The organism is Micromonospora sp. DT31, from assembly GCF_049841795.1.
Taxonomy (GTDB): Bacteria; Actinomycetota; Actinomycetes; order Mycobacteriales; family Micromonosporaceae; genus Micromonospora.
The window spans coordinates 24,750-43,995 of sequence record NZ_JBNCKZ010000027.1 but is presented as its reverse complement, the minus strand read 5'-3'; the positions used below and the strand labels follow the sequence as shown (position 1 = coordinate 43,995).

Sequence of the window (19,246 nt, the reverse complement as noted above, 5' to 3'; positions counted from 1 at the left end):
CGGGCCGCGGGCGCTCCGCCCCCGGGCACCACGTCCCGGGGGGCGGCCCCGCCCCGGCCCCCGCGCCCCCCCGGCGCGGGGGCGCGGCCGCCCGCGACGGCGGCGAGCGGGTCGGACGGGTGGGTCATCGGGTCTCCTCGGTGGGCCGGTGACCGCCGCGACGGCGACCCGGGATGCCGGGGAGGACCGGCGGCCGCCTTGTCGGGCGGCCGCGTGGGAAAGCTACGCGCGGGGGTGGGCCGCCGGGTCGGCGGGCCACCAGCAGGACAGGGGCGCGAGCATGCCGGTCACAGTACGCGATCGGCCGGTGGCGCGGAACCCGGTCCCACGGCGGCGGCTAGGGATCTTGGCGTGGCCGTCCGTGGGGCCGGGTAGGTTGACCGGCGATGGACATTCTCGCGCTGGATCTGGGCACCTCCTCGGTGCGGGCCCTGGTGCTGGACGCGGACGCGGTGCCGCGCCCGGGCGCGCTGGCCCGCCGCCGCGTGCGCCTGGCCACCGGGGACGACGGCACCGGGACGCTCGACGGCCCCGGCTACCTGGCGTGCCTCGTGGAGTGCCTGGACGAGTTGGCCGCGGACGGGCGCCTGCGCGGGGTGGGCCTGGTGGCGACGTCCGCCCAGTGGCACTCGGTGCTGCCGCTGGGCGCCGACGGCAGTCCGGCCGGGCCGGTGTTGACCTGGTTGGACACCCGCCCAGAGCCGCCCGCCGGGGCCACCGGCCCGGCCGATCCGGCGGACTTCCACAGGCGCACCGGCGCCTGGTGGCACCGCTGCTACTGGTCGGTGCGGCTGCCCTGGCTGCGGGAGCGGGGCGTGTCCACCGACCGGGTCGTGGGCCTGGCCGAGTACGTGCTCGGCGAGCTGCTCAACGACGCACCGATGTCCCTGTCCCTGGCATCCGGCACCGGACTGCTGAACCTGGGCCGGATGGACTGGGACGAGGAGGCGTGCGCGATGGCCGGCGTAGGCCACCAGCACCTGCCGGCGCTGGCCCCCGACGGCTGGCGTGGTCGGCTCGCCCCCCGGTACGCCCGGCGCTGGCCGCAGCTGGCCGAGGCCGGCTGGGCGCCACCGGTCGGCGACGGCGCGGCGTCGAACGTCGGTTCCGGTTGCGTCGACCCGACCCGGGCCGCGGTGACCGTGGGCACCTCCGCCGCGGTACGCGTGATCCAGGCCGCGCCGGCCGGTGCGGAACCGCCGCCGTTGCCCGACCAGCTCTGGCGCTACCGGGTCGACCACCGGCACGTGGTGACCGGGGCGGCGTACTCCAGTGGCGGGAATCTGTTCGCCTGGGCCAACCGGGAGCTGCGGCTGCCGGAGGGCGCGGCGCTGGAGGCGGCGCTGCGCCGGGCCACCCCGGTGCCGGCCAACCCGCGCCTCGGCGGTGACCGGCCACCGGGGACGGCTCCGGCCGGCGCGGGTGAGCTGCACGGACTGAGCTTCGGCACCACCGCGGTCGACGTCCTCGCCGGCCTGATGCGCGCGCTGTGCCGCCTCGTCGCCGACGACCTGGGCCGGTTGGAGGCCGGCGGCGCCGATCCGACGGAGGTGATCCTCGGGGGCGGGGCGCTGACCGCGTCGCCGTGGTGGCGCGCGGCCTTCGTCGACGCGTTGGCGCCACGGAGCGTGCGCTGGCAGACCAACCCGGAGATCGGCGCCACCGGCGCCGCGCTGGTGGCGCTGGGCCGGGTCGCGGAGGCGGCCCGGATCGGTGGCATCGGCCGTACCGACGAGGGCACCCCGCACGCGTGACCGCCCGTCCTGCCCGCTGACCGTCCTGGTCATGCCGTCCGGGCGGCCGTTGACACCGATCGCCGGCCTGGTTGGATGGACTCCGCTCCCCGCCGTGGTGGAGTGGGACGAGGAGGCGAGTGTGGGCGCAGGTCCCGATCCGGCCCGCGACGCGGCGCCGCAGCCGCATCGACGGCGTTCGGGGTTCCGGCTGAGGGACTGGCGGATCGGCACGAAGCTCGCCACGGTGCTGGTGATCCCCACCCTGGCCTTCCTGGTCCTGGCCGGGCTCCAGACCCGAGGTCTGGTCGGACGGACGAACACGCTGAGTGACTTCGCCGAACAGGTCGGCATCGGTCGGCAGATCGTCGGCGCGGTGGACCGGCTCCAGCACGAGCGGGACCGCACCGCCGGTGAGCTGGCGGCGTTGCGCCGCGCCGGGGTGGACCGGGACGCCGCGGTCGCCGCGCTGGCCCCGCTGCGGGAGGCCACCGACCGGGCCATGGCGGAGCTGCGTACGGCGGCCGGGCCGTTGGCCGACGCCGACGCCGCCTGGCGGGTGTCCTACTCGGAGGCGTGGGAGGCCTACGACCAGGTGGTCAACATCCGGGCCGCGGTGCCGACCGCCGTGCTGTCCAACGAGACCGTGCTCGGCAACTACCACCGGTCGGTGGCGGCCCTGCTCGACCTGCTGGCCGAGCCGTCGCCCGGTGACGGCCGGCAGGATCTCACCGAGGCGGTACTGCGGTACGTGCAGCTGTCCCGGGTCAAGGAGCTGTCCTCGCGCATCCGCGCCGAGCTGTACGCTGCGGGCCGCTCCGGCCGGTACGACGGGGACGACCAGGTGACGCTGAGCGACCTGCGTGCCCAGCAGCTCACCGCGTTGGGCACGTTCCGGGTCGCGGCGACCGACGACCAGATTCGCCGCTACGACCGGACGGCGGTCGATGCGGCGTTCGTCGCGGCCACCCGGATGGAGGAGCGGACGCTGCCCGGCGGTGGCGCGGTGCCGCAGGTGCTGCCGGCCGCGGACTGGTGGGCGGCAAGCGAACAGCGGCAGGAGTTGTTCCGCCAGTTGGAGCGTGACGTCCTCGACGACGCGGTCCGCCGGGCCGACGACGCCAGTACCCGGCAGTTGCGCGACACGCTGCTGGTGGCCGGCGGGGTCGCCGCGGTGCTGCTGGTGGCGGTGCTGATCTCGCTGCTGGTGGGCCGGTCGTTGGCCCGCTCCATCCGGCAGCTGCGGCGCCAGGCGATGCGGATCGCCCAGGTGGACCTGCCGCTCACGCTGGACCGGCTGCGCGCGGTGGACCGCCCGGTGGGCGCGATCGAGGTCCCGCCGGCGGTGGTGGACGCGCACGACGAGATCGGTGAGCTGGCGGAGGCGTTCGTCGCGGTGCACCGCAGCGCCGTCGACGTGGCGGTCGAGCAGGCCCTGATGCGGCGCAACGTCAACGCCATGTTCGTCAACCTGGCCCGGCGAAGCCAGGTGCTCGTCGAGCGGCAGTTGGAGTTGCTCGACGACCTCGAACGCGAGGAGAGCGACCCGGAGCAACTGGAGAACCTGTTCAAACTCGACCACCTCGCCGCCCGGATGCGCCGTAACGACGACAGTCTGCTGGTGCTCGCCGGCACCGAGTCGACCCGGCGGTGGAACCGGCCGGTGGGTCTGGGCGCGGTGCTGCTGGCCGCGAGCGCGGAGATCGAGCAGTACCAGCGGGTGCGCCACGAGAACCGGACGGACCTGTACGTCGTCGGGCACGCGGTGGGTGACCTGGTGCACCTGTTCGCGGAGCTGCTGGAGAACGCCACCGCCTTCTCCCGGCCGGACACCGTGGTGCGGGTCGTCGCCGAGGCGGCCGGGTCCGGCGCGCTCGTGGAGATCGTCGACGAGGGGCTCGGCATGAGCCCGACCGCGGTCGCCGAGGCGAACGCCGTGCTGGCCGAGCCGCCGACGGCGGACGTGTCGGCGTCGGAGCGGATGGGCCTGTTCGTGGTCAGCCACCTGGGCGCCCGGCATGGCGTGCGGGTGGGGCTGCGTGCCGGCCGGGTGGGCCTGACCGCCCGGGTTCGGATCCCCACCGAGCTGCTGGCCGAGCCGCCCGCGCCGGGACTGGAGCCACCCGTGCCGGCCCGGATGCTGACCGGTCAGGCCGCCGCGGCCTCCCGGGCGCTCGGCGCGGCGACGGCGGAGTTGCCGGTGACCGGACGGGTCCCGGCGCAGCCGGTCCCGGCCGCGGCGTTGCCGGTGTCGCCGTTGACCGGTCGCCCGCTGGGTGCGGCGGCGGAGCCGGTCACGCCCGACGCGCCGGCGCCCGCCGGGCCGCCGGCCGCCGCGCAGCGCCCCCGGCCGCCCCGGGCCGGGGGCGTGTCCGCCCCGGCTGCCGACGTGGGTGGCGGCTGGTTCAGCCGCCACGGGCCGGCCAGGTCGACGCCCGGTGTGACGCCCGCGCCGGTCGCGACGCCGGTGACCGGAGGAACCAACGAGCGGGGCCTGCCGGTACGCGTGCCGATGGCCCAGCTCGCCTCGGTGTCCCCGTCGGGCCGGCCGGCGGTCCGGCACGAGCCGGACCCGGAGGCGGTCGGCGGGATGCTGTCCCGCCTGTACCACGGGGTGCGGCGGGCCGAGGCGGAGGAGACCACCGAGCTGTACCTGCCACGTGACGAAGGGGGACGACGACAGTGACGACGTTGAGCCAGGAGGCCCGGGACCTGAGCTGGCTGGTGCACGGGTTCGCCGAGCGGGTGCCGGGAGTGGCGCACGCGGTGGTGGTGTCCTCCGACGGGCTGCTGGTGGCGATCTCGGCGCACCTGCCGCGGGACCACGCGGACAAGTTGGCGGCGGTGACCTCCGGGCTGATGAGCATCACCGCGGGCGCGGCCCAGATGTTCGACGGTGACATCGTCAAGCAGACCGTGGTGGAGATGGGCCGGGGCTACTTCCTGGTGATGCAGATCCGCGACGGTTCGATCCTGGCCACCCTGGCCGGGGCGGACGCGGACATCGGCGTGGTCGGGTACGAGATGGCGCGGCTGGCCAAGCAGGCCGGTGAGATGCTCACCCCGGCGCTGCGGGCGGAGTTGCAACAGGCGTTGCCGCGCTGAGACGGGTCGGGTGCCGCCGTGCCGGGCCCGGCACGGCGGCCCTGCGACCGGATCCGGCCGGCTACAGCCCGTTGCGGCGGATGACCTCGCGGTACCAGTGGGCGCTGCGCTTGAACACGCGCCGCTGGGACTGGTAGTCCACGTACACCAGGCCCCAGCGCTGGTCGTACCCTTCGGCCCACTCGAAGTTGTCCAGCAGCGACCAGACGTGGTAGCTCTCCAGCGGCACCCCGTCGCGGACGGCCCGGTGGGCGGCGGCGACGTGGTCGCGCAGGAAGATGACCCGGCCGGCGTCGTCGACGGTGCCGTCCGATCCGGGCACGTCCGGGCAGGGCAGGCCGTTCTCGGTGATGGTGATCGGCACCCGGCCGTAGTCGCGGGTGACCCGGGTGAGGGTGTCGTACAGGCCCTGCGGGTAGATCTGCTGCCAGTCCGCCTCGGAGGTGGGCCACTTGCGGACCGTGCCGCCGGCACCGGTGACGTAGATCGGGGTGTAGTACTGCACGGCGAGCAGGTCCACCGGGCTGGAGATGGTCGCCAGGTCACCGTCGCGGATGCCGCGGACCATCCGGCTGTCCGGCCCGAGGTCGGCCAGCACGTCCTGCGGGTACGCCCCCTTGAAGATCGAGTCGAGGTAGAGGCGATTCTCGTAGCCGTCGTGGAGTCGGGCCGCGGCGGCGGCCCCGGCGGTGTCGTCGGCGGGGTAGCAGGGGTGCAGGTTGAGCGCCGGGCCGATCCGCCCGGTCGCCCCGGAGGCGCGCAGCGCCCGCACGGCCAGGCCGTGGGCGAGCTGGAGGTGGTGGGCCACCAGGTACGCCGCGGCGGCGTCCTGACGGCCGGGCGCGTGGTGGCCGGACAGGTAGCCGTTCTGCACCACGGTCTTCGGCTCGTTGATGGTCAGCCACACCGGCACCCGGTCGCCGAGGGCGTGGAACACCGCGTCGGCGTAGTCGGCGAAGCGTTCGGCGGTGTCCCGGTTCTCCCAGCCGCCGTCGTCCTGCAACGCCTGGGGGAGGTCCCAGTGGAAGAGCGTGGCCATCGGCGCGATGTCGCGTTCGTGCAGCCCGTCCAGCAGCCGGCGGTAGAAGTCCAGGCCGCGCTGGTTGGGGCGGCCGGAGCCGTCGGCCTGGATGCGCGGCCAGGAGATCGAGAACCGGTAGCTGCGCAGCCCCAGCTCGCGCATCAGGTCGAGGTCCTCGGCGTACCGGTGGTAGTGGTCGGCCGCGACGTCGCCGGTGTCGCCGTTGCGGGTGCGGCCGGGGGTGCGGCTGAAGGTGTCCCAGACGGACTCACCCCGGCCGTCCTCCTTGGCGGCCCCCTCGATCTGGTACGCCGAGGTCGCCGCGCCCCAGCCGAAGCCGTCCGGGAAACGCAGCCCGGGGTCCGGCGCCGGCTCGGGGTCGCGCGCGGGTGTGTCCTCGCAGCCGCCGACGGCGGTGGTGGACGCGGCGAGCCCGGCCGTGGTCGCGCCGGCGAGCCCGGTCCGGGCGGCGCTCGCCGCGCTCGCGGAGAGGGCGGCGCGGCGGAGCAGGCGCCGTCGGGTGAGTAACGACATGGGGTTCTCCTCGGAATGACGGGCCGCCTTGGGCCGGGAGCGCTCCCAGCATAGGCCGGAGGCGGCCGGCTCCGGTCCGGCGGTCGCGATGGGGGACGCGGCACTGCCGGCGGGAGGCCGGATAAGGGGTGGGCGGATCTCGCTCGGGGGCGGCGCGAGCGGCGAGGGGTGGGGCGGATAGCGCGAAAGGCCGTCCGGGTGGCGTGTCACGCCTGTCCCGTCGGCCTCTTTTGCCGTCGACAACGGGGGTTTAGTGTGGGGACGGGGGAGGGCAACCCCCGTCCCCACCGTTGGTGCACACACGCACGAAGTGGATTGGCGTCCGTCGTGCGCGTCGCGCGGGAGCCGGGCCACGCGAGTGGCTCTGGTTCCACCTCCCTCCATTCTGGCGGGTGATGGCCGGTGGCGGCGTCCGGGCTGGTCCGCCGCCGGCCTTGGCCGACGCGCCGGGCACAGGTGCACCCGACGATCCAGTACTTTGCATCTCCGTCGATGGAAGCGCTCCCATCGGCGATGTTGCGACTGTAACGCTCGTCACGGGTTTGGAAAAGACCCTAAACGAGATCGAAACATGGACGTGTGTATCTGCGCTGGCCGTTGTGGTGGGAGCGCTTCCATGTCACACTCTCGTCACGCACTGGAGCCAGCACCACGCCAGCGCGGGCCGCCGAGGGCACCCGGTGACAACCGGTGCGGCGCCCCGATCCCCGGCACGACCGGGGCGACCACCTTTCCGGACGCCTCCGTCCCCCCGCGTACGCCACGGCGACGCGTGGAGGCGCCCTGCCGGGACCCACGGTCCCGGCCCGGTCCGAGGAGACACCGCCCACATGAGACTTCAGGCCAGACGTCGCCGCACGGCGATGTTCGCCGCCACCGCCCTCGCCATCGGCGGGGTGGCCCTGCCCGCGGGCGCCGCACAGGCCGCACCCGCGTGCGACGTGAGCTACGCGACAAACGACTGGAACAACGGGTTCACCGCCAACGTCACCATCAAGAACCTGGGCGACGCGCTGAACAACTGGTCGTTGAAGTTCACCTTCCCGAACAGCAGCCAACGCGTGACCCAGGGCTGGTCGGCCAGGTGGAGCCAGTCCGGCAGCGAGGTGACCGCGAGCAGCGAGGCGTGGAACGGCAGCCTGCCCACCGGCGGGTCGACGAGCATCGGCTTCAACGGCACCTTCAGTGGCAGCAACCCGAAGCCCACCGCGTTCACGCTCAACGGGGTGGCCTGCAACGGCGCCACCGCCAACCAACCGCCCACGGTGTCCCTCGGCGTGCCGGCCGGCCCCTTCGAGGCGCCCGCCGACGTTCCGTTGACCGCCACCGCGAGCGACACCGACGGCACCATCAGCAAGGTCGAGTTCTACCGCAACGGCCTGCTGGTCAACACCGACACCACCGCCCCGTACGGTTACGACCTGCTCGACCTGCCGGCCGGCAGCTACACCGTGCAGGCCAAGGCGTACGACAACGCCGGTGGCACCGCGCTGGCGGAGAAGTCGTTCACGGTCAGCGCGGCCACCGGGCCGAAGCTGGTCGCCACCCCGTCCGCGGTCAGCGTCGAGGAGGGCGGCAGCGCCACCGTCCGGTACACGCTCAGCGCGGCGCCCAGCGCCAACGTGCCGGTCACCCTCGCCGTCACCGGGGACAGCGACGTCACGGCCTCGCCGACCACGCTGACGCTCACCCCGAGCAACTGGAGCACCGGCGTCACCGCCACCGTCTCCGCCGCCGAGGACGCCGACACCGTCAGCGGCACCGCCACGGTCACCGCGTCGGCCACCGGCTTCGCGCCGGTCGCGGTCGTCGCCACCGAGGTGGACAACGACAGCCCGGGCGGCGACAACGCCTACATCAAGAAGTTCCTCGACCAGTACGGCAAGATCAAGAACTCGGGCTACTTCAGCGCCGAGGGCGTGCCGTACCACTCGATCGAGACGCTCATCGTGGAGGCGCCCGACCACGGGCACGAGACCACCTCGGAGGCGTTCAGCTTCTGGCTCTGGCTGGAGGCGCAGTACGGCCGGGTCACCCAGAACTGGGCCCCGTTCAACAACTCGTGGACGGTGATGGAGAAGTACATCATCCCGTCGCACGCCGACCAGCCCACCGCCGGCGCCGCCGGCACCGCGCAGTACGCCTCCGAGCACAACCTGCCCAGCCAGTACCCGTCGACGCTGGAGGCAAGCGTCCCGGTCGGCCAGGACCCGCTGCGCTCGGAGCTGCAGTCCACCTACGGCACCGGTGACATCTACGGCATGCACTGGCTGCTCGACGTCGACAACACCTACGGCTTCGGGCGGTGCGGCGACGGCACCACCCGGCCGGCGTACATCAACACGTTCCAGCGGGGCACCCAGGAGTCGGTGTGGGAGACCGTGCCGCAGCCGTCCTGCGACACGTTCAAGCACGGCGGCACGAGCGGCTACCTCGACCTGTTCGTCAAGGAGTCCAGCGCCCCGGCCAAGCAGTGGAAGTACACGAACGCCCCGGACGCCGACGCCCGCGCCGTGCAGGCCGCGTACTGGGCGCTGACCTGGGCCAAGGCGCAGGGCAAGCAGGCCGACGTGGCGGCCACCGTGGCCAAGGCCGCGAAGATGGGCGACTACCTGCGCTACGCGCTGTTCGACAAGTACTTCAAGAAGATCGGCAACTGCGTCGGCGCGTCCACCTGCCCGGCCGGCACCGGCCGTGACTCGGCGCACTACCTGCTGTCCTGGTACTACGCCTGGGGCGGCGCGTACGACACCTCGCAGAACTGGTCGTGGCGGATCGGTTCCAGCCACAACCACTTCGGCTACCAGAACCCGTTCGCGGCCTGGGCGATGACGAACGTCGCGGAGCTGAAGCCCCAGTCGCCGACCGCGGTCGCCGACTGGCAGAAGAGCCTCGACCGGCAGTTGGAGTTCTACACCTGGCTCCAGTCCGCCGAGGGCGGCATCGCCGGTGGCGCCACCAACAGCTGGGACGGCAGCTACGCCCAGCCGCCGGCCGGCACCGCCACCTTCTACGGCATGTACTACGACGTCGACCCGGTCTACAACGACCCGCCGTCGAACCAGTGGTTCGGCATGCAGGCCTGGTCGATGCAGCGCATCGCCGAGCTGTACCTGGAGACCGGCAACGCCAAGGCCAAGGCGCTGCTGGACAAGTGGGTGCCGTGGGCAATCGCCAACACCACCACCGGCACCAACTGGTCGATCCCGTCGGACATGAAGTGGACCGGCCAGCCGACCAACTGGAACCCGAGCAGCCCGCAGCCGAACACCGACCTGCACGTCGAGGTGACGGTCAAGGGCCAGGACGTCGGCGTCGCCGCCGCCTACGCGCGCACCCTCATCGCGTACGCGGCCAAGTCCGGCAACACCGCGGCGAAGAACACCGCCAAGGGCCTGCTGGACGCGCTGTCGGCCGCCGCCGACTCCAAGGGCGTGTCGATGCCGGAGAAGCGCGGCGACTACAAGCGCTTCGACGACGTCTACAACGCCGCCGACGGTCAGGGTCTCTACGTCCCGCCGGGCTGGACCGGGAAGATGCCCAACGGTGACGCGATCGCCGCCGGCAAGAGCTTCCTGGACATCCGTTCGTTCTACAAGAACGACCCGGACTGGCCGAAGGTGCAGGCGTACCTGAACGGCGGCGCGGAGCCGGTCTTCAACTACCACCGGTTCTGGGCGCAGGCGGACGTCGCCATGGCGTACGCCGACTACGGCACCTACTTCCCCCAGGGGTGAGGTGACCACCCGGTGGGTGCGGGCACAGACCCGCACACACCGGGGTCCGACCCGGCCGATGGGGGAACGGAGCGGCCGGGTCGGCGGACGGGCCTGACGCCCACGGTCAGGCCCGGTGGGCCGGCCGTCCGGCCGACGCAGCGGATCGGCCGGCCCACCACCGCACACGGCGAGCACCCATGGCGCGAAAAGGCACGCGAGATTCAGCGGGCCGCGGGATCACATCCGTGCCATGGACCGAGTAACGTATTTGGCGGAGAGGCCGCTCCCCCCGTGGCGGCCTCTCCATTATTCCGCCCGCGGCGGCTCCGCCCGCGGTGACCGGGCCGGCTGGACCGGATGCCGCAGCCCCGGATGCCCGGCCGGCAGCGACCGCCGGATCACCACCCAGCTCACCGCCAGCGCCGCGGCGATCAGCGGCCAGGTCAGCGCCGCCCGCGCCACGGTCAGCGCGACGACCTGCCCGTCGAGCCAGAGCGGGACGAACACCGCCAGCCGCAGCACGTACGTCGCGGCCCACACCCAACTACCCCGGCCGTACGCCCGCAGCAGCGCCGGATCGCGCCGCCACCGGGTCCGCTGCCCCAGCGCCGTGCCGACCACCACGCCGAGCAGCGGCCAGCGCACCACGATGCTGACCGCCCAGGCCAGCGCGCTGGCCGCGTTGGCGGCGATCTGCACCAGAAAGAAGTCGGCGGCCCGACCGGTGCGTACCGCGATCAGCGCGGCCAGGCAGACCGCGAGCAGCCCGACCAGCACCGACCGGGGTCGGTCCCCGCGCCGCCACCGCCAGCCGGCCACCGCCGCGCCGGTCAGCACGGCCGCGCACACCCCGCCCCACAGCCCGCCGAGCACCCAGCCGAGCCCGAACGCGAGCGGGGGCAGCGTGGCGTCCACCGCTCCCCGCCGCCCGCCGAGCAGGTCGGCCAGCGACTCCGGGCCGGACCGCCGCGGATCCGACGTGCCGCTCACCCGCCACCTCCTCGAAGCGCCCGCCTCACGGTACGCGGCGTCGGGCCGCTCCGACGCGCGCCGGAGCGGCCCGACCGCTAAGTTGTCCGGGTGCGGGAGACGGCGAGGGGTTGGACGGCAGTCTGGTTGGTCGTACTGGCCTTGGCCCAGACAGCGGCATTCGCGCTGGTGTGGCGCTTCGCGGTGCACACCGAACTGGGCCAATGGCTGGACACGGTCGCGTTGACCGGCAACCAGATCGGGCAAGACCGCATCGACGGTCCGGTGGACACCCTGCTCAACGCCATGTCCGTGGTGTCGCTGCTGGTCGCCACCGCCGTGATCGGCTTCATCGCGTTGATCCGGGGGCGCAAGGCGCTCGCAGTCACCGCGACGCTGCTGATCGCCGGGGCGAACGTGAGCACCCAACTGCTCAAGCACTACCTGGCCCGCCCCGACTTCGGCGTCGACCCGGAGCGGGCCGCGGCCGGCAACAGCCTGCCCAGTGGACACACCGCGGTGGCCGCCTCGGTGGCCATCGCACTGGTCCTCGTGCTGCCCCGCAAACTGCGGCCGGCCGGGGCGTTCCTCGGCGCCGCCTACGCGGCCGCCGCCGGTGTCGCCACGCTCTCCGCCGGCTGGCACCGGCCCAGTGACGCGGTCGCCGCGTACCTGCTCGTCGGCGCCTGGGCCGCGACCGCCGGGCTGGTGCTGCTGTTGTTCCAGCGGGAACAGGCCGTGGTGGAGCCGGAAGACGCGCACCGGCCGGCCGCCGTCGTGCTCGGCGTCGCCGGCGCCGTCGCGTTGCTGGCCTGCGTGCTGGCACTGTCCTGGTTGGTCGACCGTTCCTCGCTCGCCGTCGACGAACTCACCCGCCGTCCGCTCTTCGTCGGGTACGCCGGCAGCGCCGCCGGCATCGCCGGCACGATCGCGGTGGTGGCCGCGCTGGTGCTGGCCGTGGTGCACCGGCTGGTGCCCCGCTGGAAGGGCTGAACGCCGATGCAGGCGGTACGGGCGGCGTTCCGCGACGAGTGCGCGCGGCTGGAACAGGTGCTGCACGGGCTCGACGACGCGGCGCTGGAGCGGTCCACCCCGTGCCCGCCGTGGCGGGTGCGGGACCTGCTCGCCCACGTACGCACCGGAGCCGGGCGCCTGGCCGGGATGCTCGCCGAGCCCGCGCCGGCCCGCGCCGAGGTGGACGCGGCCGGCTACTTCGACGCGGCCAAGTTCAGCCCGCCCCTGGACCGGGAACGCGTCGACGCGGCGCGGCGGGCGGCCCGGGAGTTGCCGGGGGCACCCGAGGTGGCCCGGGAGTTCGGCCGGGCCTGGCGGGCCACCGACGAGGCGGTGGCCGCCGCCCCGCCCGGGCGGCTGGTGCGTACCCGGCACGGTGACGCGATGACGTCGACCGACTTCCTGCGTACCCGGGTGGTGGAGGTCGGGGTGCACGGCCTGGACCTGGCCGACGCGCTGGACCGGCCACCGTGGCTGACCCCGACCGCCGCGACCGTGGTGGTCGAAGTGCTCACCGGCGGCACCGCGCTGCCGCCGCACCTGGGCTGGGACGCGCTGACCGTGGTGCGCAAGGCCACCGGACGGTTGCCGCTCACCGACGCCGAGCGGGCCGACCTGGCGCAGGCCGGCATCGGCCGGCTGTCCTTCGGCGGCTGACCGTCAGTTCGCCGCGCACTGCCGCAGGTGCGCCAGCACGATCGGGTCGATCCGCCCGGGCACGAAACGTTCCTCCAGGTTCTCCAGGCCGGACCAGGCGGCCAGCGCCTCGTCCAACCCGGTGGGGCCGACCGGGTGGCCGGTGGCGGCGAGCAGGTCGGCCACCTCGGCGGCGAGCGCGCCGGTCAGGTCGCGCAGGGTCGCCGGGTCGGGCCGACCGAAGATCATCGTGTGCAGGTCGAGCAGGCGACTCAGCTCGGTGACCGGGTCCGGGTGGTCGTCCACCCGCAGGTCCACCAGTTGGTCACCGGTACCGGCGTACCCGCCGTGGCGCTTGACCACCAGCAGCGCGGCGCTCTGCCGGCCGCGCCGGTCGCCGCCGGCCCGGTCCCCGGCGACGAGCGCGGCGAACAGGCGCTGCGGGAACGGCAGGTCGCCGCCGGCCAGCCAGGCGTCACGCAGCGCGTCGATCACCTGCGGACCGGTGAGGATGTTGCCCTGGGCCGCCCAGCCGTCGCCGGCCTGACCACCGGCCCAGGGATGGCAGCGCGGCCCGGTCCAGGTGGCGCCGTCCCCGCTCATCCCCACCACGGCGAGCTGCCGGTCCTCCCGGCCGGGGTCGGCGGTGACCAGCCCGGCCACCGTGTCGGCCGCGGTGACCCCGGTCCGCAGCAGCGCCAGCGCCTGCGCCCGGTAGGCCAGGTTGGCGTGCGCCTGGGTGGCGACCGCGCCCACCTGGGCCTGCGCGGCCGGCACCAACGCCCCGGCGGCCAGGAACCGGCTGGCCACGGCCACCCCGTGCAGACGCCCGTCGGCGGAGCGGGCGACGAGCGAGAAGGTCACGCGCGGATCGTAGCCCCGGCGCGGGCGCCGGCTCCGGTTCCCGCACACATCCGCCTCGGGATCTTGCTCCCGACGGTGTCGGGCGGGCACCATCGACGGGTGACGAACCGATGGGGCATGACCGTGCCGTTGGGCGGGATTACGCTCGCCGACCACGCCGAGGTCTACGCGACCCTCGACCGGGCCGGCTTCACCGACGTGTGGTCCTCGGAGGTCGCCGGGGCGGACGCGTTCACTCCGCTGGCGTTGGCCGCCGCCTGGTCGCCGGGCCTGCGCCTCGGCACCGCGATCACCCCCGTGTTCACCCGCGGGCCGGGGCTGCTGGCGATGAGCGCCGCCGCGCTGGCCGAGGCCGCGCCGGGCCGCTTCACGTTGGGCGTCGGCGCCTCGTCGCCGGTGGTGGTGCGGGACTGGAACGGGGTGCCGTTCGACGAGCCGTTCAAGCGGACCCGGGACGTGCTGCGTTTCCTGCGCGCCACGCTGCGCGGGGAGACCGTCGACGGGGTGTTCGACACGTTCACCGTCCGGCGGTTCACCCTGGAACGCCCGCCGGCCGTGCCGCCGCCGGTGCTGCTCGCCGCGCTGCGCCCCGGCATGCTGCGCCTCGCCGCCGCCGAGGCCGACGGGGTGATCCTCAACTGGCTGGCCCCGACCGACGTGCCGACCGCGCTGGCCGAGGTGGGGGAGCGCCGCCCGGGGTTCACGGTCGCCGCCCGGATCTTCGTCTGCCCCACCGAGGACGTCGCGTACGCCCGGGCTCTGGGCCGTCGGATGATCACCGGCTATCTCACCGTTCCCGCGTACGCGGCGTTCCACCGCTGGCTCGGCCGGGAGGACTCGCTCGGCCCGATGTGGGCGGCCTGGGCGGCGGGGGACCGGCGGGGCGCCGCCGCGGCCGTGCCGGACGAGGTGGTCGACGCGCTGGTGCTGCACGGCTCGCCCGAGCGGTGCGCGGCGGCCGCGCGCCGCTACGCCGAGCAGGGCGTCGACGTCCCCGTGCTGGCGGTGCTGCCCACCCCCGAGACCACCGAGGGCGGCGCCGCCGCCTGGCTCGACCTGCTGCCCCGGCTCGCCCACACGGAGGGAACCTGAGATGAACCTGACCGACCGGGTGGTGGTGATCACCGGCGGGGCCGGCGGCATCGGTGCGGCCCTGGGCCGACGGTTCGCCGCCGAGGGCGCCGCCGCCGTCGTGCTGGCCGACCTGGCCGCCGACGCGGCCCGCGCGGCCGCCGAGGCGATCGGGCCGGTGGTCACCGGCGTCGGGCTCGACGTCACCGACGAGGCGGCGGTACGGGCGCTCGTCGACGACACCGAACGCCGCCACGGCCGCATCGACCTGTTCTGCGCCAACGCCGGTGTGGCCGTCGGCGGTGGCATCGAGGCGCCGGACGCCGACTGGGACCGGGCCTGGCGGGTCAACGTGCTCGGCCACCTGCACAGCGCCCGCGCGGCGCTGCCCGGGATGCTGGCCCGGGGCCAGGGCCACCTGCTGCTCACCTGCTCGGCCGCCGGCCTGCTGACTGCGGTTGGCGACGCCCCGTACACCGCCACCAAACACGCGGCGGTCGGCCTCGCCGAGTGGCTGGCCATCACCTACCGGGACGCCGGGATCCGGGTCAGCGCGCTGTGCCCGCAGGGTGTGGACACCCCGATGCTCGCCGACGGCCTCGTCGACGGGCACCTGGGCGCCCGGGTGATCGCCGCGTCCGGGACGATCCTCACCCCCGAGCAGGTCGCCGACGCGGTGGTCGCCGGGCTCGCCGAGGAGCGGTTCCTGATCCTGCCGCACCCGGAGGTGGCCGACTACGCTCGGCGCCGCGCCGAAGACCCGGACGGCTGGCAGGCGGGCCTGCGCAAGCTCGTGCGCAAGCTGCGCGCCGCCAACCCCTGACGGCCGAGGCTGCCGCTCTGCGCCGTGTGGTGCGGTGTCGTGCCGTGCCGTGCCGTGCGGACGCAAGAAAGGTCCTCGGTGAGCGCCTTTAGAGCTGAGTCGTTGGTGATATCGCGCTGGGGATGCCACTGAGTCGCTGGCGATATCAGCTCGACAGCGTCCACACTGCTGCCTTTGACCCCGTCGTGGGACCGGTCGGAGAGCCACGGGCGGGTAGGCAGGTGGTCAGCGGCGCCAGCGCAGCGGCCCGGGACGGACCGTCCACCACAGCCGCGCCCACCGGGCCTGGGCGGCCCGCAGCGCCCGGACATAGTCGGCGGTCACCGCCGCCGCCCGGTCGGCCCCGGCCGGGCCGACGCTGCCCGGGGCGAAGGCCACCCGGTTGACCAGGTCGGCCAACTCGTCCAGCCCGGCCAACTCGGCCATCCTCGGTGCCGGTGCCGGTGCCGGTGCCGGTGCCGATGCCCCCGCCCCGTCGGCCGATGCCCCGAACCCGTCCGCCGGTCCGCCGGCCCGGGACGATCGGGCCGCGCGGGCCTCGACCAGCGCGCCGCGGGCCTGCTCCGCGACCTCCGCCGCCGCCAGATCCGCCCCGACCGGGCGCCCGGCCAGCCGCAACGCGTCGGTCAGCTCCCGCCACGCGCCGGCGACGCGTCCGGCGGGGTCGCCGGCGTCCAGGCGGGACCGGGTCAACCGGCGGCGCATCGCGGCGAGCACCACCAGAGCCGCCCCGACCAGCAACACCAGCCCACCGACACCACCGCCGACCAGCACCGGCGTGCCCACGCCACCACGGTCCCGGCCCGGCGCGGGCGCGGCGACCGGGGAAGTGGCGCTCGGCTCCTCGGTGGGTGCCGGCACCTCCGACGGCGGTGGCGTCTCCGGTTGCGGCCGGAAGTCCTCCTCCACCGGGCGGGGCTCGGTGTCCGGACGGGGCATCGGGTCGAACGGCACCCAACCCACCCCCTCGAACAGCACCTCCGGCCAGGCGTACGCGTCGGCGGCCCGCACCGGGCCGTCCGCCTTGGGCTCGAACCCCACCACCACCCGGGTGGGCAACCCGGCGAGGCGACCGAGCACCGCGAACGCCGCCGCGAACTGCTCCGAGGTGCCCCGCTGCCCGCCGCCGTTACGCGGCCCGAACAGGAAGAACGTCAGGTTCGGATACGCGTGCCCGCTCGGCGAGTCAGCGGTCACCCGGTAGTGCTCGGCGAGGAACGCGGCGATCGCGTCGGCCCGCGCGTACGGGGCGCCGTTGGCCTCGGCGAGCTGGGTGGCCAGCCGGCGCAGCGGCTCCGGCGCCCCGTCGGGCACCCGCAGCACCCGTGCCACCGCGTCGCCGGCCGGCACGTTCGCCGTGGACAGCAGGTTCTCGTCCGGGCGCTCCCGCACCGAGGACACCGCGTACCGCAGTCCCGGCGTGAGCCCTTCCGGCCGGATCAGCGTCCCGCTGGCCGGGTCGTAGGCCACCCGCGCGCCGCTCACCTCCCGGGGCGTGGGTACGGCCGGCAACAGTCGCCCGGTCAGCTCCGCCACGGTGATCTCCTGCTGTACCGCCTCGGTCACCGCGCCCGGGGTCGGCTCGGCGGCGGGCAGGGTCCGCCCCGCGTTGCGGTACGTGCCACCCACCCGCCAGGTCACCCCGTCGTAGTCGCTGAGCACCGCCAGCCGGATCCGCGGCGGCCCACCGCCGGTCGGCGCGTCCACCGTCCGCACGTCGAGCAGCCGCTGGTCCGGGTTCAACGCCCACCCGGAGATCCGGACCAGCGGGTTCTCGTCCAGCGACTCCACCTGCGGCGGCTCCACGTAGCGGCGCGGGTCGACCGGCCGGTCGTCCACCTGCCCGGCCACCACCGGGGCGAGCAGCGTCGCCAACGCCACCACCACGGCCAGCCCGCCGGCGCTCGCGCCGACCAGCCGCAGCCGCACCGCCGCGCGTACCGTCGGGGCCAAGCCGTCGGTCGGGTCGGCGGCGGCCGGACCGGACCCACGCCGCGGCGCGGCCAGCGCCACCGCCGCGACGGCCGCGAACAGCACCGTCGGGCCGACCGCCGGCTCCGCGTTCGGCCCGACCACGTACAGCGCGCCCGCGTACAGCAGCGCCGGCGGCAGGCAGCCCAGCAGCACCCGGCCCGCCCGCAGCGCCACCTCGGCGGCGGTCAACCCGGTCAACCAGGCGGCGACCACCGGCACCAGCACGGTGTCCGGCGCCGGCTCGACCGGGATCATCGCGGTGAGCAGCCGCGGGATCGCGTTGCGGGCCGCGTCGACGGTCACCTCGCCCAACCCGCCCGGCACCGCCGCGTGCGCGGCGGCCAGCCGCAGCGACAACAGCGTCCACCCGGCCAGCGCCACCACCGACAGCGGCGCCACCAGCCACGACGGCAACCGCCGCGCGGCCACCCCGACCAGCACCGAACCGGCCGCCGCGCCCGCCACCAACCGGGTCAGCAGCGGGTCCGCGTACACCCGGCCCAGCACCACCCCGGCCAGCGCGACCAGCACGACGAGCGCGGCCGGGACCAGCGCGGCCCGCAGCACCCCGACCAGACGCCCACCCGGCGCCGGCCCGGCGGCCGGGCGGCGCGGCGGTGCCACCGTCACCACCGGCGCACCCCGTCCCACTCGGCGGCGAACGCCGCGGCGTCGGCCGCGTCCAACACCACCAGACCCGCCGCGCCGTCCGCCGTCGGCCGCGCACCGCCGAACATCCCCACCACCACCGACGGGTACGCCCCGCGCAACGCGCCAACATGCCCCAGGTCGTCCCCGCCACCGGGGCCGGTGAGGAAGACGAGGGTGTCGCCGAGCCGGTCCCGGCGCAGCCGCCCGGTCGCCGCCGGCAACACCTCCGTCCCGCCCTCGACCAGATCCACCGCGGCCAGCCGGTCAAGCGGCCCGGCGACGCCCGCCGGTTCCCCATGCGCGGGTACGACCAGCAGCAGCTGCACCGGCAGGTCCTCCCGCACCGCGGCGGCCACCACCGACGCCGCCGCCTCACACGCCGCCTCGAACGAGTCCGCCACCCCACCCACCCGGTGCGGATGGGCGCGGGCCCGGTTGTCCAGCACCACCACGATGCTTGGCAGGCTGGTGTCCACGTTCTCCCGGACCATCAGCTCACCCACCCGGGCGCTGGTCCGCCAGTGCACCCGACGCAGCTCGTCGCCGACCACGTACTCCCGCAGCGAGTCGAACGTGATCGACCCGTGCGGCACGCTGTCGGCACGCCCGTCGAGGCTGCGCCCCGCGCCGGTGGGCACCGCGGACAGCGGATGGATCCGCGGGTGCACCCACACCGGGACCGTGCCGCCGTAACCCCGGGTCAACGCCACCAGCCCCAACGGATCCCGACGCACCACCCGCAGCGGGCCCACCGGCACCACGCCCCGACGCTGCGTCGGCACCTCGTACCGCACCACCGTGTCCCGCCCGGGACGCAGCCGCAGCAGCGGCACCGGCACCAGCGCCCCCGCGCAGCGGTCCTCGGCCACCAGGTTCGCCGCCCGCAGCCGGCCGGTGTTGCGTACGGTCAGCTCCATCGCCGCCGGCTCACCCCGGGCCACCCGGTCCGGGTCGGCGCGCCGCCCGACGGTCAACCGGGGCCGCCAGGCGGCGGTCACCACGGCGTAGCCGACGGCCACCCCGGCCGCGGCGCCGAGCACCGTCAACTCCGGGTACGAGAACCGGAACCCCACGCCGAGCAGCACCACGGCGGCGACGAGCAGCCCGACCCCACGGGCGGTGATCCCCACGC

The 19,246-nt window shown here is 75.0% G+C and carries 13 protein-coding genes; 8 read left to right on the top strand and 5 right to left on the bottom strand.

Annotated features, from left to right (window positions below; all coding sequences use genetic code 11):
- The first annotated feature begins 386 nt into the window (after positions 1-386).
- The 3 genes from ACLQ2X_RS26965 to ACLQ2X_RS26955 all read left to right on the top strand — a co-directional run bounded on the left by ACLQ2X_RS26965 (position 387) and on the right by ACLQ2X_RS26955 (position 4,838).
- Positions 387-1,754, top strand: a complete 1,368-nt coding sequence (locus ACLQ2X_RS26965) for an FGGY family carbohydrate kinase (protein ID WP_425683883.1) — start codon at positions 387-389, stop codon at positions 1,752-1,754.
- A 121-nt stretch (positions 1,755-1,875) separates the two neighbouring features.
- Entirely contained in the window at positions 1,876-4,419 is a 2,544-nt protein-coding gene (locus tag ACLQ2X_RS26960) for a sensor histidine kinase (RefSeq protein ID WP_425683882.1), read from the top strand.
- A complete protein-coding gene (locus tag ACLQ2X_RS26955) occupies positions 4,416-4,838 on the top strand; it encodes a roadblock/LC7 domain-containing protein (RefSeq protein ID WP_425683881.1) in 423 nt (140 codons plus the stop codon). Before ACLQ2X_RS26960 ends, ACLQ2X_RS26955 begins: the two co-directional genes overlap by 4 nt.
- A gap of 61 nt (positions 4,839-4,899) precedes the next feature.
- Here the strand turns inward: ACLQ2X_RS26955 and ACLQ2X_RS26950 are convergent, their stop codons facing one another.
- A complete protein-coding gene (locus tag ACLQ2X_RS26950) occupies positions 4,900-6,393 on the bottom strand; it encodes a GH1 family beta-glucosidase (RefSeq protein WP_425683880.1) in 1,494 nt (497 codons plus the stop codon).
- Positions 6,394-7,223: 830 nt separating this feature from the next.
- On the opposite strand from ACLQ2X_RS26950, the gene ACLQ2X_RS26945 reads away from it, so the two are divergent.
- Positions 7,224-10,130, top strand: a complete 2,907-nt coding sequence (locus ACLQ2X_RS26945) for a glycoside hydrolase family 48 protein (RefSeq protein ID WP_425683879.1) — start codon at positions 7,224-7,226, stop codon at positions 10,128-10,130.
- Positions 10,131-10,418: 288 nt separating this feature from the next.
- Here the strand turns inward: ACLQ2X_RS26945 and ACLQ2X_RS26940 are convergent, their stop codons facing one another.
- Entirely contained in the window at positions 10,419-11,102 is a 684-nt protein-coding gene (locus ACLQ2X_RS26940; protein WP_425683878.1) for a DUF3159 domain-containing protein, read from the bottom strand.
- Positions 11,103-11,192: 90 nt separating this feature from the next.
- Here ACLQ2X_RS26940 and ACLQ2X_RS26935 point away from each other — a divergent pair, with 90 nt between their 5' ends.
- Positions 11,193-12,074, top strand: a complete 882-nt coding sequence (locus ACLQ2X_RS26935) for a phosphatase PAP2 family protein (RefSeq protein ID WP_425683877.1) — start codon at positions 11,193-11,195, stop codon at positions 12,072-12,074.
- A 6-nt stretch (positions 12,075-12,080) separates the two neighbouring features.
- Positions 12,081-12,752 carry a maleylpyruvate isomerase N-terminal domain-containing protein gene (locus tag ACLQ2X_RS26930; RefSeq protein ID WP_425683876.1) on the top strand — a complete coding sequence of 224 codons (672 nt, stop codon included), beginning with the start codon at positions 12,081-12,083 and terminating at the stop codon, positions 12,750-12,752.
- Between the two features lie 3 nt (positions 12,753-12,755).
- Here the strand turns inward: ACLQ2X_RS26930 and ACLQ2X_RS26925 are convergent, their stop codons facing one another.
- Positions 12,756-13,595 carry a DUF1028 domain-containing protein gene (locus ACLQ2X_RS26925; RefSeq protein ID WP_425683875.1) on the bottom strand — a complete coding sequence of 280 codons (840 nt, stop codon included), beginning with the start codon at positions 13,593-13,595 and terminating at the stop codon, positions 12,756-12,758.
- Between ACLQ2X_RS26925 and ACLQ2X_RS26920 the strand changes: the two genes are divergently transcribed.
- Together ACLQ2X_RS26920 and ACLQ2X_RS26915 are read left to right on the top strand one after the other, a co-directional pair.
- Positions 13,551-14,687, top strand: a complete 1,137-nt coding sequence (locus tag ACLQ2X_RS26920) for an LLM class F420-dependent oxidoreductase (RefSeq protein WP_425683874.1) — start codon at positions 13,551-13,553, stop codon at positions 14,685-14,687. The two genes, ACLQ2X_RS26925 and ACLQ2X_RS26920, sit on opposite strands and share 45 nt — an antisense overlap.
- Position 14,688: 1 nt before the next feature.
- Positions 14,689-15,489 (top strand): SDR family oxidoreductase, encoded by an 801-nt coding sequence (locus tag ACLQ2X_RS26915; RefSeq protein ID WP_425683873.1) that lies wholly within the window; start codon positions 14,689-14,691, stop codon positions 15,487-15,489.
- 225 nt (positions 15,490-15,714) lie between these two features.
- Here ACLQ2X_RS26915 and ACLQ2X_RS26910 read toward each other — a convergent pair whose 3' ends face one another.
- Both ACLQ2X_RS26910 and ACLQ2X_RS26905 read right to left on the bottom strand, forming a co-directional pair.
- Positions 15,715-18,114 carry a transglutaminaseTgpA domain-containing protein gene (locus ACLQ2X_RS26910; protein WP_425683872.1) on the bottom strand — a complete coding sequence of 800 codons (2,400 nt, stop codon included), beginning with the start codon at positions 18,112-18,114 and terminating at the stop codon, positions 15,715-15,717.
- Entirely contained in the window at positions 18,090-19,244 is a 1,155-nt protein-coding gene (locus ACLQ2X_RS26905) for a DUF58 domain-containing protein (protein WP_425683871.1), read from the bottom strand. The genes ACLQ2X_RS26910 and ACLQ2X_RS26905 overlap by 25 nt, the downstream gene beginning before the upstream one ends.
- Positions 19,245-19,246 lie beyond the last annotated feature (2 nt).